This window comes from Enterococcus sp. AZ095a (assembly GCF_050546735.1).
In the GTDB taxonomy this organism is placed as follows: Bacteria; Bacillota; Bacilli; order Lactobacillales; family Enterococcaceae; genus Enterococcus_D; species Enterococcus_D entomosocium.
Map to the genome: position 1 here is coordinate 1,857,038 of NZ_CP172953.1, position 13,681 is coordinate 1,870,718.

Sequence of the window (13,681 nt, forward strand, 5' to 3'; positions counted from 1 at the left end):
ACTACTTTTGTGTAAAACAGGATTATAACAAAGCTGACTATTACTAAGAGAAAGAAGTGAGGATTTGAAGCCATCATCTTTTAAGTCTGACAAATCCTCAGATGTAGTTCATTACATCGGAACCAAACTGACTATCCATGGTTTTTAGAGGATATCAGGAAAGAGATGGCAAAAGTCGCCCGGCGATCAATCAATTGTATCATATAAATAATTATCCCCACTCGAAAAAAATTAAGCCACATCGCTTCTACTTGTTAAAGGCCTATTTGCCTTAATTCGTCATTCAACCACTTAAATCCATCATGGATGATTTGCGCATGATCAAAAGCAAAAAGAGATTCCCAGTTCTCCGTAGAGGATCGTTCTTTTGACGTAACATCTTGATAGAGTACTTTATCCTTATCAACCCTATACCAAAAAGCCTCAGAAGCATCATCTCCTGCATAAAGAGTCTTCATCTGCTGTAGAACAGTTATATAGACAGCAGAAATAGTCCATCCACGGGGATCCCGATTTTTATCTCCATATACACCTAATAAAGAAACTTCCTGCACTTCCACGCCCGTTTCTTCCTTTAACTCTCTGATGGCGGCCTTAATGATATTTTCTCCTTCGTTAACGAAGCCACCTGGCAAAGCGAACCTTCCTTTGAAAGGATGATTTTTTCTTTTGACAAGTAAAATGTATACTGCATCCGACGTGACATTGAATATCAAATTGTCAACAGTAAATGCTGGTTTTGGATATTGTGGTAATTCCTGCTTCTTATACCAGCTTAACCACTCTTCTTCGTTCATTTCCTCTTCTGATACTTTATTTGCCATGTGATTGTCTCCTTTTGCTTTGAGTTATCCGAAAGATTTAACGTTTTGATAGATAGGCTTTTTGCTTAAATCAAAGATTGACATAACGCCTTTATAAATTTCAAAGACTCGTAAAACATTTCGGTCTTCTACAGAGGGGTATATTTTTGCCATGTAAGGATTTTTCTCAAAAATTTCATCTAAATAGGTAGAGCCTATTTCATTTACTCTCCCTTGTAAGGTAATAGAAAACGATTCCATTGATGTTTCTCCTTCTATACCTGTGATGGAAACGACCGGGTTCATTTTGAGCTGTTTATAAAACGGCTTGGATATTGCAGTCAAAAAATACAGCTTCGTTTCTTTTACCAACATAATATCGATTACTCTGGTGACCGGATTTCCGTTTTCGTCTACTGTGGCGAACACGGCAGAATGAATCTCATTTTTTAAATAATTCAAATAATCTTCTGTCTTCATTTTTGAATGGTCCATGAATGCGCTCCTATCTAAAATGATCGATTTCTCTGATCGTTTCAACTATATTTCCTTGTAGAATAATCGTTTTATCCATGAGTTCATCTGGTATGCGTTGTACTTGTTGGTTATATACGATATAGGTCGACTGATTCGTTGCCCTCGTCATTTCTTGGAATGGATATTTTATAATGGAAGGCGTGTTGTTACCAATACCGATCTCCCAAAAAACGATTTTAGTTCCTAAATAATTTTCTAGAAATTCTTTGTATCGGTTAGCTGCGCTTTCCCAACCATCATCTTGTACAAAAAATTGATCTATCCGTAAATTGACCCGCATCGGTTGTCCACATTTGGGGCAATATGGTATGAGGTGCTTGGGAATTTTGAACTGACTCTGCTGATGGACCATTTGCATAATCAATGATTCATTCTCGTACGTCTTGTTATGGCAGGCACGTGAACATTGAAATAACCCATAATCACCTTGTGTATAAAATAATCGTCTCTTATCAAAGCCCGTCTTTTGGAACTGATGATCTACATTAGTAGTAATGACAAAGTAATTTTTTTCTTCTACCAAAGATAGAAGCTCTTTATATAGCGGCAAAGCCTCAGGCTGATATCGATTATGAAAAACATGTTTACTCCAATAACCCCAATACGTCTCTAATGAATCGAAGGGATAAAATCCGGCAGAATACATATCGGTTAAATGATAATGATCAATATAGTCTCTGAAATATTTTTTGAACCGTTCACCAGAATAGGTTAACCCGGCAGCAGCAGAAAGGCCTGATCCAGCACCGATAACGATTGCCTCTGCTTCAGTTATCTTTTGATAAACTTTCTGATAATTGTTGTAGTTTTTCATAGTACAACTCCTTATCAATGTCTTTAAACACATTGAAAATAATTTTTATAGGTGAATGAACACGCGTTACATATTCTTGCGTTGTTTTGATAGCGATCTCTGCAGCTAACTCATTGGGAAAACGAAATTCTCCTGTTGAGATACAACAAAAAGCGACGCTCTTCAATTGATACTCTTCGCAAAGCAACAAGACGCGACGATAACAGTCAGCCAATAAGGATACGTGTTCTTTAGTTACGGTATCTTTTATGATTGGCCCAACAGTATGTATCACTTTTTTTGCAGGCAAGTTATAGCCGTCGGTGATTTTTGCATAGCCGGTTTCTTCCAAATGACCTTGTGCGTCCATGATTTCTTTGCATGCTAGTCTTAATTGAATACCTGCTGCAGAGTGGATCGCATTGTCGATGCACCTGTGTAATGGAACAAAACATCCTAGTAGCTGTGCGTTTGCAGCGTTTACGATGGCGTCCACTTCCAACCTCGTGATATCTCCTTGCCAGAGATAAAGGTTTTTTGTATACTGTTGCGCATCGTTTAGTGAAAAAATCTGATTTTCAGCTCTTTCTTCTAAAAGAAATTGATTTTGAATGTCAATAAAGTCCTTATGAATAGGTCGCGCTTCTCTTATATTTAATAAGCATCGCAATAAATCATTTTGTTCTTTCGGATCATCCGAGCTAGCATCTACTATTTTACTTAAGTGACTGTTTTCCTCTAATAAATAGTTAATCAGCCATTTCCTCTTTTCGCTATGGTTCATCGTCAACACCTTCTTTATAAAAATTTCCCGATTATTTTCGATAATCGGGAAATAGCAAGACTAATTTAACAACTCTTTGATTGCTTCTACGCGACTCGTCAAAGGCTTACCCAAAGCTTGTTCAAAGTCACTAGATGTCACATCTAATTGATTATTTTTAATATCATGTTGGAAAGACAAGAACATTTCTGCAACAGGTTGTGGTAAACCGCCTGCTGTCAAACTATCTACAAAGGTTTGATCATCAGATGAAACTACTTCGATTTCCTTCCTTGTTGCTTCTTTTAAAGCTGCTGCTAATTCAGCATAAGTAATAGGGCTGCCCGATAATTCAAGGATTTCAGGGTATTCTGTTCCTGCTAGTGCTTTTGCAGCAACCTCAGCATATTCGCGCTTCAAAGCCCAGCCGGTTTTGCCTTCTTTAGCTGCGTAAACGAATTTCCCACTAGCTAACGCACCGCCAATAATCGGCATTTCATTTTCTAAATACCAGTTATTACGTAAAAATGTATGCGCAATTCCCGCTTCTTTGATTTGTTTTTCAGTAAAGATGTGATCAGCAGCTAATGCACTTGTTGAGTGATCTGCATCAGCAAAACTTGTATAAGCAATATACTGAACACCAGCGTCTTTGGCTGCCTTAACCACATTAGCATGTTCTTCTTGGCGATTGCCTGGTGCGCCAGACACAAAAAGCAAGCGGTCAATGCCGTCAAAAGCGTTACTCAACGAATTGATGTCAGAATAATCCCCTACTCTTACATTGTAGCCTTTCTCTTTTAGTGTAGCTGCTTTTTCTTCAGATCGTACCAAAGCATAGATCTGATCTTTAGAAACTAAATCTTTCAAGAATTCAAGTGCATATCCTCCAAAACCACCAGTAGCTCCTGTTACTAAATATGTCATATAAAACACTCCTTTTTAGTTCGTACATTCTGCTGTACAATTATAAGATACACCTATATAATAAATAGTATGTTAAGATAAGTCAAGAAGAAAATCTAAAAAGGACTGAATTCACTTGAAATATTCTATTCAACTCAGTGATGCAATTCATATTATGTGTTATATCGTCATCTATAAAGATACTAATATGCTCTCAAGTGAGATGATTGCTCAAAGTGTAGAAACTAATGCTGCAAATGTCAGAAAAATAATGGCAAACTTAAAAAAATCTGGACTGATTCGAACAACTACTGGGAAACCAAAGCCCTATTTAGCAAAGGACCCCAAAGATATTAGTCTACTTGATATATATAAAAGTATTCATGGAAACACAAATCTCATTCAAGTCGATCCTAAAACGAATCCAGACTGCATTGTTGGTGCAAATATACAAGAAGTACTGGATGGTGCGTATAATGAATTGCAAGTAACTGTCGAAGAAAAAATGGCGAAAATCAATCTGTTCTCTCTATTAACAAGTATTGCAAGTTTAGAGGAAAGCAAACGACCGGAAAACAAATCTTTTCTTGAGCCATTTTTATAAAACCAAAAAACCCATTGAGATACTGACATCTCAGTGGGCTTTTTCGTTACAAATGAAATTGATTTACGTCTTCACATCTTTCGACACCACTCATAAGAAAGAGCGTTGTCATTCACTTGCTTTTTCTGCAGCTCTGACTATTGCTCATAGAGACAGTGTATGCACAAGAGCAAATATTTCTTTCTTATCGACCAAACGACTAAATTCTTTCACTACTCGACTGCCTAAATTCACTGTGGCACCAGTAACTGCCTACTTCATTTCCGTTCCTCTTTTCTTTTACTCGTGGATGTAAAACAGCTTGATCTATCGGCCTGCTACTTAGATCAACTACAGAAACATTTCATTCTTAAAGTTCAAATACCCGTAAAACATGTTTGTTTCCCTCTGATGATCGATGTCATTTCAATACGGATTTTGCATCCAAAAAATTAGTTACTCTCTGAATTTTCCATTGACGATATTTGAGTGAGCTGGCGTCGATTGCTCACCCTTCATTTAATTATCGAATCATACGGAGGGCTATCAATTTGATAGTAGAACGGTTTGGTGATCGCCGTCAAGAAATAAAGCTTCTTCTCTTTTTCTAGCGTGCTTTCTTGATGATCATTTAAAAGTGGCATCTCAATTTAGTTTTTTGATAGTGTTTCAGGAGAGAAGTAATTAATACGCTGCTATTTCTTTATCTCTGTTAATAGCCGAGACTTTTTTTTGAGCTACTTCTCTTATACATTTGTATCATACTCAAAACTTTATCACACTGCTAAGATAGGTCACTCAACCCATTTTCTTTTTTCAATAGCAGCTTGAAAAGAATTTTCTTCATCGCTAAATATTCCAGAGTTGAACGATTGGATAATCTGCTTTTCTTTAAATGCTTTCCTCTATGGATTCATTCATTTTTATGTAATGGTATGAAAAAAGCACCTCCTTATGAGATGCTCTTTCATACGCTGACAACTAAAAATTCTCAAGCAAGAGATTTTTTTCTTGTCCTTTTATTCAACAGTGACAATCCGTATAACTGTTTAAATTTTATAAACGGTTAAATCACTTTTTTCTAACACAAGAAAAGATTGCTTTATTAGACTTTTCAAATTGAAACGAGTTACTTCTTCGGTTCATCCTCATCCATCTTAAGAACTGCCATGAAGGCTTCTTGCGGTACTTCGACAGAGCCGATTTGTTTCATCCGCTTCTTCCCTTCTTTTTGTTTCTCCAGAAGTTTGCGTTTCCGAGAAACGTCACCGCCATAACATTTCGCCAATACGTTTTTACGCAAGGCTTTAATGTCTGAACGGGCAACGATTTTTTGTCCGATGGCTGCTTGGATCGGTACTTCAAATTGTTGTCGTGGGATCAGTTTCTTCAGTTTTTCAACGATGGCTTTGCCTCGTTCATAAGCAAAGTCACGGTGAACGATAAAGCTCAATGCATCGACTTTTTCAGTGTTCAGCAAGATGTCCATCTTCACTAGCTTGCTAGTTCGGTAACCAGACATTTCATAATCCAGTGATGCGTACCCTTTCGTGCTGGATTTTAATTTATCAAAGAAATCAAAGACGATTTCCGATAATGGGATCTCATAAACGACGTTTACTCGATAATCATCCAAGTAATCCATCGTGACAAAGTCTCCCCGTTTGCGTTGGGACAATTCCATTACAGCACCGACGTAATCGTTAGGGACCATGATTTGTGCTTTGACGTAAGGCTCTTGCACGTTGTCGATCGTGACTGGTTCAGGAAATTCTGCTGGGTTATCAACGACGACCATTGAGCCATCTGTCTTGTTGACATGATAGATTACGGATGGTGCAGTCGTAATCAGCTCAAGGTTAAATTCACGTTCTAGCCGTTCTTGCACGACATCCATGTGTAATAAGCCTAAGAAGCCGCAGCGGAACCCAAATCCTAACGCTTGAGAGGTTTCTGGCTCAAATTGCAATGCTGCATCATTCAGTTGTAATTTTTCCAATGCTTCTCGAAGGTCGTTGTAGCGTGAGGTATCGATTGGGTACAATCCGCAATAAACCATCGGATTCATTTGGCGGTAGCCTTCCAATGCTTCGGCTGCTGGATTGTTGGCTAAAGTCACCGTATCTCCGACTTGCGTATCTTTAACAGTCTTGATGGCAGCAGTGATATACCCAACATCGCCCACCATCAACGCATCTCGTTGAATGGCTTTGGGTGAAAAGACGCCGACTTCCGTGACATCAAAGGTCTTGCCATTGCTCATCATTTTGATTTTATCTCCAGGTTTGACCATCCCGTCCATAATGCGGACGTTTAAGACCACCCCACGATAGGAATCGTACACGGAGTCAAAGATCAACGCTTTTAACGGTGCTTCAATATCACCTGCTGGAGCTGGGACATACTCAACGATTTGTTCCAAAATGTCTTCGATCCCAATACCTGCTTTGGCACTCGCTAAAACAGCTTCACTGGCATCGATACCGATAACATCTTCGATCTCTGTTCGTACCCGCTCAGGATCGGCAGCTGGCAAGTCTATTTTATTAATGACTGGTAGGATCTCTAAATCATTGTCTAACGCCAAGTAGACGTTTGCCAATGTCTGTGCTTCGATCCCTTGAGCCGCATCAACGACGAGTACGGCGCCTTCACAAGCGGCCAAACTGCGGGAAACTTCATAGGTGAAATCGACGTGCCCTGGGGTGTCGATCAAATGGAAGATGTAGGTTTCTCCATCTTTGGCGGTATAGTTAAGTTCCACAGCATTTAATTTGATCGTGATTCCTCGTTCACGTTCAAGATCCATGGAGTCCAATAATTGGTTTTGCATTTCCCGAGACGTCACCGTATGGGTTTGTTCCAAAATACGGTCCGCCAGTGTTGATTTCCCATGGTCGATATGGGCGATAATGGAGAAATTACGAATCTTCTCCTGTCGTTTTTTCATTTCTTCTATGTTCATGGATACGTTCCTCATTTCTTTTAGTCAGCTTTTCTATTATACCAACGAAACGCCAATAGTTAAAGTATTTTTCTTAACCGTTATTTAGACATATTCATTCAGGTTTTGCTATACTAGAGCTAGCAAATAAATTGGAGTTGAAAGAATGGACAATAATTTTCATCAAAATCTACATATTCGAGCGGTGGATGAAAAAGACGTTGATCAGTTCAACGAACTGTTAAGCTACGTTTTTCAGATCACTGAATCGGATATTGAAGAAAGCGGCTATGAGAGCAAACGGGAAATGATTAAATCTAAGCGCCCGATCTTAGAGCTTTCCAAGGTCTTTGGCTGGTTCAATGAAGACAAGTTGATCTCGCAAATCGCCGTTTATCCTTGTGAAGTCAATATACACGGCAAATTGATCAAAATGGGCGGAGTGACCGGTGTTGGGACCTACCCTGAATATGCCGGACATGGCCTGATGAAAGACTTGATCAAGCTTGCCTTAGAAACCATGCGGGAAGATCAGCAATGGATCTCCTACCTTTATCCATACAATGTGCCTTACTATCGTCGCAAAGGCTGGGAGATCATGTCCGACAAGCTGACCTTCAAAATTCGTGATACCCAGCTTCCGAAAACCAAAGAAGTCCCTGGGATCGTAGAGCGCAAAGAAGTGGATGACCCTGATGTTTTTACTGTCTACAACCAATTCTCCCGCGACAACCATGGTGCCTTGCAGCGGACCTCTTTTCACTGGGAAGAGTATTGGCGCTATGAAAATGAAGAAGAGCGCACCGCGGCTGTCTATTACAATGCCAGTGGTCATCCGACTGGTGTACTTTTTTATTGGGTAGCCGAAGAAGTCTTCCATGTAAAGGAAATGTTCTACTTGAATCAAGAAGCCCGCAATGGTCTTTGGAATTTTATCTCTGCTCATTTCTCAATGGTCTATTGGGTCAAAGGAGACATTTATTCAAATGAACCCCTGTCCTTCTACCTGGATGATAGCCAAATCAAAGAAACCATTGAGCCTTATTACATGGCGCGGATCGTCGATGTTGAACAGTTTTTGAAAAACTTCCCATTTGAAGCCTTTCAAACACCCTTTCACTTTGTTGTTTCTGACCCAGTTGCCGATTGGAACAACGGAATCTTCGGTGTCCAATACAATCACGGGGAGATCGTGGTTTCAAGAGAAGCCATCGGAAAAGCTGTCCAATTGGATATTCAGACATTGTCGTGTCTGTTGATGAATTACCGCCGTCCAGCTTACTTAGAGCGTGTGGAACGGCTAAATACCGATTCAGAAACACTGGCATTACTAGAATCGATCATCCCTGATATGGAAGCCTATTTCAGTGATTATTTCTAAACAACGAATCAACAAAACGTACAACTATGAATGATTAAGGAGTGTTTTTGAATGAAACTATATTTTGCTGCTCCCCTGTTTGCTGCTAGTGACCTTCGCTACAACGCCGAACTTGTTGCGTCGATTCGCCAGCAGTATCCGCAGCTGGAGATTTATTTACCTCAAGAAAATGCCGCGATCAATGATAAGTCCGCCTACGCGGATAGCAAAATGATTGCGTTGGCAGATACCGAAAAAGTACTGGAAAGCGATTTGATGATCGCTTTGCTGGATGGTTTGACCATCGATGCTGGGGTTGCCTCTGAGATTGGCGTCGCCTATGCAAAAGGCATTCCTGTTTTAGGGCTTTATACGGATAGTCGCCAACAAGGTGCCGATAATCAGCAAAAGCTGGCAGCATTACAAACCGTTGCGGAAAATCAGTTCCACTATGTCAATCTTTATACGGTGGGTTTGATCAAGCTAAACGGTGAGATTTATTCCTCTGAAGCAGCACTTGTAGCTGGCTTAGCAGACTATCTTTCGGAGGACAACTAAATGGGGCAAAATTATCAGCGACTGCAAAAGGTATTCACTATTTTCGGTATTCTCGTGTTTTGTTTTTCTTTGTGGGAATTTTTCCGTGGCGTCTATCCGCAAACACAAGGACTGATTTTCTTGGGTCAAGCCTTACTTGGGATTTTATTGATCTTTGTCCCAGAAATGAGTAAAAAGTTCTTAAAAATCCAGCTACCAAATGCCACCGTCTACTTTTATTGGTTTTTCTTGCTGATCTCCGTATTCATGGGGACGATCTTACATTTGATCGAAACCATTGCTTTCTGGGATAAAATTCTGCATGCGGTAAGCCCAATGGTCTTGACGGCTGTAGGCTATGGATTGATCTGTCTCTTACTAAAAGAAGTGCCCGTTTCAAAAGTTTCGCCTTGGTTATTTTTACTGATGGGCTTTGCTTTTGCTGGCTTGTGTGGTGTTTTCTGGGAGTTTTGGGAATTCATCTGCGACTCTGTTGGTGGAATGAATCTCCAACGTTATGCAACCTTAGATGGCACCCCGTTTATTGGTCGTGAAGCATTGATGGATACGATGGGCGATTTACTAACCAACACGATTGGTGCTGCTTTGATGGGCGTGATCGCGTATGTTCAAGGACGAGGCAAACCTGATTACTTTGAAAGTTATCGGATTAAAAAATTATCATAACCAACCTTTAAAAGCTTGTTGAAACCATCGTTTTTCAACAAGCTTTTTTCTTTTGTTCTTTTATTGATAAAGAAAAATTTATAAAAATACTTAAATAACACGGCTTATTTTTATAATTTCGCTGTCTAACAAGGTTCGACCTTTCTTACACTTCCCTATAAAACGGTTACAACTACAAGAAAATTCCCTCGTTTAATCATTTTTATTTCCCCAAAAAACCATGGTCTGTTATAATTACATTATTCATTTGACATTGCGTCAGTAAAGGAGAGGCTTATGGTTCTAACAGTGTTTTTTATTTTATGCTGCTTGATTTTTTCATCGATCACCTATGCGTTCTCTAAAGATGCCCGAAAATTTGTCCAACCTTTATCAATCAAAATTATTTTTATCGCATCAGCTATTATTGCGGTTTGGACAATGTTCTTTTCAATGGTTGCATTTGTCGCTTGGGTCATCTAAAAAAACATTCTTGCCAGTTGCGGCGTTTTCGCTGCATTGGCAAGAATGTTTTTTTGTGGTTAGAAAAGTTTGATTTGATTCAAAGGCCAAAAACGCAGCAGCACTTTCCCCTCCATTTGATCTTCTGTTACGACCCCGAAACTACGACTGTCCCGAGAGATCAAACGATTGTCTCCCATCACAAAATAGCTGCCTTCAGGAACAGTTACCGTAAAATCGTCGGTAAAGTGTTCTGCACCAGCGGCGATCTGCTGAAACATTTCGCGATAAGAATATTCGTCTTGTAATTGATCGTCCGCAAATTTCTCTTTAAACTCATCTAAATAGGGTTCTTCGTATACTTCTCCATTGATTGTTAGGACATCATCTTTCATCTCAATCGTATCACCGGGTAAACCAATCAGCCGCTTGACAGCAATTTTGCTTGGATCATCTGGTTCAACACATATCACGATGTCTTGGCGGTCATATGAAGAAATTTTTGATGCAATCAAACGCTGCTTATCGGCCAAAGTTGGATCCATAGAATGGCCACTGACTTGAACTGGCGTCAGGACAAACAAACGGATGAGAACCACGGCGACGATAAAGAAAAGCAGTAACCAATTCTCTTTTAGGATTTTTACCATAGCTGCTCTTTCGCTCCTTTACTGCATCTTTTGTCATTATCAAAGCTCGTTTCTGGCATTCTGACAAAAGATATCTTCCTCAATCTTACGTGGAATTTTTACATTGAGCAAGAGAAATCATCGATTTTTAAAAAAATATGACATTTCTAGTGGCCATAAAGAACCTTTTACGTTCGATCACGACTCAAGAAAGCAAACACATCTTTTCGACTTAGACTCCCTACGAGTTTCTGCTCTTCTTCAATCACTACCGTGTCATGAGTTGCAAATAAGGTATACAACTCATTTAAAGTAGTAGATGCAGCGATTTGAGGAGCCACTGGGTTGACTTCATCGCTGAAAAAGTTCATCCGCATCAAATCCCCTGCAGTGACCAGTTTTGCTTCGTCTTCACCGGTCTCTTCAAAAAAACTTTTCACAAAAGCAGTTTTTGGTTGCGAGACAATCACTTCCGGTGTATCACATTGGACGATCTTCCCTTGATTCATGACAGCAATGCGCGTACCTAGTTTTACCGCTTCTTTCATGTTATGCGTGACAAAAATAATCGTCGTCCCAAGCTCTTGGTGCAAATCGAGGACTAACTCCTGTAAGGAATTTCGAGAAATTGGATCAAGAGCACTAAAGGGCTCGTCCATCAGAATAATTTCTGGGTTAGCAGCTAACGCTCTTAAAATCCCGATCCGCTGCTGTTCTCCTCCTGACAACTCTTTAGGCATTCGATGGCGGTATTGCTCTGGGTCAAGTTTGACCTGTGTCAGCAAACGATCCACGGCTTCTGAGCGATCTTTTTTCGACCACCCTAACATCTCTGGGATTACTTCAATATTTTGCTTCACATCCATTGTCGGAAACAGGGCGATTTGTTGGAGAACATACCCCATTTGCCAACGCATTTTTTGGATATTGTATTCTTTGATTCGTTTTTCTTTGAAGTAAATATCGCCATCCGTTGGTTCTGACAACGCGTTGATCATCTTCAAAGTCGTCGTTTTCCCACTCCCAGAAGGACCGACCAAAACAAAGATTTCCCCTTTATTGATGCTCAGATCTAATTGATCGATCACTATTTTTTGATCAAACTTTTTACTGACGTTTTTAAATTCAATAATTGGTGTCATTCTTGTCCCTCCTTAATTAATCCTTCATCTATCAGGAAGGTACGCGCGACTTCTGCTGGATTTTTTCCTTCGACATTGACCTGATAATTCATTTCACTCATTTGTTCTTCGGTGATTTTACCTGCCAGCTTTTCCAATGCACGGACGACTTCTGGATGTTCCTTGGCAAAGGCTTCTTTCATCAAAGGCGCTCCTTGATAAGGTGGAAATAGTTCTTGATCGTCTTCTAGAATAACTAAGCCATATTGACGCAATTCACTGTCCGTGGAATAGGCATCCAGTAGATTGATGTCGCCATTATTGATGGCTTGATAACGCAATGCTGGTTCCATACTTTGGACACTTGGAAAATCTAGCCCATAGAGTTCTTGGATGCCCGCATAACCGTCCGTCCGATCAATGAATTCGAGGGTAAAGCCGGCTTTGATTTGATTTTCGATTTTCTTCAAATCAGAGATCGTGGTTAGTCCATTTTCCTCAGCAAATTCTTTTTTCACAGCCAACGCATAGGTATTTTGATACGCCATCGGCTGAAGCAAGGTCATCTCAAACTGATCCTTTAACAGATTGACTGCTTCGGTATAGGTTTCGTCAGAGTCAAGTTTTTGACTAGCGGTTTTTTCCGGTACATCCACTAAACTCTCCAACACAGTTCCAGTAAATTCTGGATAAATGTCGACTTGGTCATTGTCTAAAGCACTGAATAAGAAAGAAGTTTTCCCAAAGTTAGGTTCCAATTCAACCTGTGCATCAGGATCTTCTTGCTCAATCAATTCTTTGTACATGTTGATCAAGATATCAGGTTCAGACCCTAACTTCCCAGCTATGGTAATGGTTTTCGGCGCGAAAAATCCGCTCTGTGAAAAAGAAACGCCGCCAATCAGCAAGATGATCGCTGCCAGCGTAATCAAGGTATAGCGCGGTTTCAGGTGTTGTAGATAACGGATCAACGTACTGAAAATAATAGCCAGTAAAGCAGACCCGATCGCGCCGATCAACGTTAATTCAGGGGCATTCCGATCGATCCCCAACAAAATAAAGGAACCTAGCCCACCAGCGCCAATCAGAGCGGCTAAAGTCGCTGTTCCGATGATCAAGACCAACGCCGTGCGAATCCCCGAAATAATGACAGGCAAGGCAATCGGCAATTCGACTTTGATCAATCGGCGCATCCGAGACATACCAAATGCCGCCGCAGCTTCTTCGATTGATGGATCGATCTCCGAAAGGCCAATATAGGTATTTTGAAAGATCGGCAATAACGCATAAATAACTAGTGCGATCAACGCAGGCGGCGTTCCGATCCCCACAAATGGAATCAATAAACCTAACAGTGCCAGTGATGGAATCGTTTGTAGCACACTCGTTATTTGTAGGCCGACTTCCGCTGCCCGTTTATGATTAACCAGCCAAATGGCTAACGGGACAGCAATAACGATCGCCACCAGCAGCGCAATGTTCGACAATGACAAATGCTCAAAGACAGCTGTCAGCAATTCCCCTTTTCGCTCATTCAACGTTTCAAAAAAAGTATTCATCTTTTCATTCCTCTCCTA

General features: G+C 40.3%; 14 protein-coding genes. 5 read left to right on the plus strand and 9 right to left on the minus strand.

The window, feature by feature from the left end:
* Positions 1-254: 254 nt before the first annotated feature.
* Genes IGJ26_RS08625 through IGJ26_RS08645 form a run of 5 tightly spaced genes read right to left on the minus strand, consistent with a single transcriptional unit; the run spans position 255 to position 3,823 of the window.
* Positions 255-824: an NUDIX domain-containing protein gene (locus IGJ26_RS08625; protein WP_430599536.1), complete on the minus strand. Its 570-nt coding sequence runs from the start codon at positions 822-824 to the stop codon at positions 255-257.
* Between the two features lie 24 nt (positions 825-848).
* Complete coding sequence (locus IGJ26_RS08630; protein ID WP_101699051.1) at positions 849-1,298, minus strand: pyridoxamine 5'-phosphate oxidase family protein; 450 nt, start codon at positions 1,296-1,298, stop codon at positions 849-851.
* 10 nt (positions 1,299-1,308) lie between these two features.
* Complete coding sequence (locus tag IGJ26_RS08635) at positions 1,309-2,154, minus strand: SIR2 family NAD-dependent protein deacylase (protein ID WP_101699052.1); 846 nt, start codon at positions 2,152-2,154, stop codon at positions 1,309-1,311.
* Positions 2,108-2,917 (minus strand): protein-ADP-ribose hydrolase, encoded by an 810-nt coding sequence (locus IGJ26_RS08640; protein ID WP_430599539.1) that lies wholly within the window; start codon positions 2,915-2,917, stop codon positions 2,108-2,110. Before IGJ26_RS08640 ends, IGJ26_RS08635 begins: the two co-directional genes overlap by 47 nt.
* A gap of 60 nt (positions 2,918-2,977) precedes the next feature.
* Positions 2,978-3,823: an SDR family oxidoreductase gene (locus tag IGJ26_RS08645; protein WP_005235843.1), complete on the minus strand. Its 846-nt coding sequence runs from the start codon at positions 3,821-3,823 to the stop codon at positions 2,978-2,980.
* 115 nt (positions 3,824-3,938) lie between these two features.
* Here IGJ26_RS08645 and IGJ26_RS08650 point away from each other — a divergent pair, with 115 nt between their 5' ends.
* Positions 3,939-4,406 (plus strand): Rrf2 family transcriptional regulator, encoded by a 468-nt coding sequence (locus IGJ26_RS08650; protein WP_008380035.1) that lies wholly within the window; start codon positions 3,939-3,941, stop codon positions 4,404-4,406.
* Between the two features lie 1,108 nt (positions 4,407-5,514).
* On the opposite strand, the gene lepA is transcribed toward IGJ26_RS08650, so the two are convergent.
* Positions 5,515-7,350: a translation elongation factor 4 gene (gene lepA / locus IGJ26_RS08655; protein WP_005235823.1), complete on the minus strand. Its 1,836-nt coding sequence runs from the start codon at positions 7,348-7,350 to the stop codon at positions 5,515-5,517.
* Positions 7,351-7,495: 145 nt separating this feature from the next.
* On the opposite strand from lepA, the gene IGJ26_RS08660 reads away from it, so the two are divergent.
* From IGJ26_RS08660 to IGJ26_RS08675, 4 genes are all read left to right on the plus strand, one after another.
* The gene (locus IGJ26_RS08660) at positions 7,496-8,710 is read left to right on the plus strand and encodes a GNAT family N-acetyltransferase (RefSeq protein WP_008380051.1); all 1,215 of its coding nucleotides are present in this window, start codon (positions 7,496-7,498) and stop codon (positions 8,708-8,710) included.
* 51 nt (positions 8,711-8,761) lie between these two features.
* A complete protein-coding gene (locus IGJ26_RS08665) occupies positions 8,762-9,247 on the plus strand; it encodes a nucleoside 2-deoxyribosyltransferase (protein WP_005235819.1) in 486 nt (161 codons plus the stop codon).
* Positions 9,248-9,913, plus strand: coding sequence for a hypothetical protein (locus IGJ26_RS08670; RefSeq protein WP_008380055.1), 666 nt, complete (start codon positions 9,248-9,250; stop codon positions 9,911-9,913). It abuts the gene before it with no gap.
* Positions 9,914-10,189: 276 nt separating this feature from the next.
* Complete coding sequence (locus IGJ26_RS08675) at positions 10,190-10,375, plus strand: hypothetical protein (protein ID WP_005226019.1); 186 nt, start codon at positions 10,190-10,192, stop codon at positions 10,373-10,375.
* Between the two features lie 59 nt (positions 10,376-10,434).
* Here IGJ26_RS08675 and lepB read toward each other — a convergent pair whose 3' ends face one another.
* The 3 genes from lepB to IGJ26_RS08690 all read right to left on the minus strand — a co-directional run bounded on the left by lepB (position 10,435) and on the right by IGJ26_RS08690 (position 13,663).
* A complete protein-coding gene (lepB, locus tag IGJ26_RS08680; RefSeq protein WP_060792036.1) occupies positions 10,435-11,004 on the minus strand; it encodes a signal peptidase I in 570 nt (189 codons plus the stop codon).
* Positions 11,005-11,171: 167 nt separating this feature from the next.
* Positions 11,172-12,125, minus strand: a complete 954-nt coding sequence (locus IGJ26_RS08685; protein WP_005235811.1) for an ABC transporter ATP-binding protein — start codon at positions 12,123-12,125, stop codon at positions 11,172-11,174.
* The gene (locus IGJ26_RS08690) at positions 12,122-13,663 is read right to left on the minus strand and encodes an ABC transporter permease/substrate-binding protein (RefSeq protein WP_430599541.1); all 1,542 of its coding nucleotides are present in this window, start codon (positions 13,661-13,663) and stop codon (positions 12,122-12,124) included. The genes IGJ26_RS08685 and IGJ26_RS08690 overlap by 4 nt, the downstream gene beginning before the upstream one ends.
* Positions 13,664-13,681 lie beyond the last annotated feature (18 nt).